A 696-nucleotide genomic window follows, 5' to 3' on the forward strand; every position below is an offset into this window, starting at 1 on the left:
TGGCGCTGGGTCGGGCGCGTGCGCGGTCGCGACCGCGTCTGCCCGAAAACGCACTGGGGGAGTTGCAAGACGTGGTTCAAGCGCGGTACGCAAACCCCGCGCGCACTGGGCACTGGGGCATGGGTACGTTCCAATCGCCTGGAGGCCCACTTCGTCCTGGTCAAGCAGCCACCGCGTGGACGCCGGCGTAAGCGCAGGAAGAATGCCAAACGTGCCGACTGCGACGCCTCGCGTAGCGCCAGAGAGCCGTGGCTGTTGGCGGCCTCGCCACGACTCGAAACCCTCGGGGCAAAACAGATCGTCCGACTCTATCGGCAGCGCATGCAGATCGAAGAAGGCTTCCGCGACATGAAGAGCCTGCACTTTGGCCAGGGATTGGAGCGTTGTCACTCGCAGGGTATCGGACGCTTCACCGTGCTGGTACTGATCGCCTCGCTGAGTGCCTTTCTGCTGTGGCTGATCGGCACCGCAGCAATCGACCTCAAACTCGATCGCACTCTGTGCCCGGGGGCACGCCGGCGCCGCGCCTACTCCCGCCTCTTCCTCGCTCGACTGCTGCTCACGCTCGACGGTTATCGCCAACACCTCGGCGCGGTGTTTGACACCATGACCAGTATCGATCAATGGGTTGCCACTGAACACATGGCGCTGTTCGATGATTCAGGCTGCAGAGGATAATTCGTGGGGATACCTCAG

1 protein-coding gene is annotated in these 696 nt (G+C 63.1%); it reads left to right on the forward strand.

Features of this window, described 5'->3' with window-relative positions; all coding sequences use genetic code 11:
• Positions 1-678: transposase (locus tag HF203_RS16050; protein ID WP_168671088.1), on the forward strand; the 678-nt coding region annotated here is incomplete at its 5' end.
• Positions 679-696: the final 18 nt, after the last annotated feature.

This window comes from Marichromatium bheemlicum (assembly GCF_012276755.1).
GTDB classification, from domain to species: Bacteria; Pseudomonadota; Gammaproteobacteria; order Chromatiales; family Chromatiaceae; genus Marichromatium; species Marichromatium bheemlicum.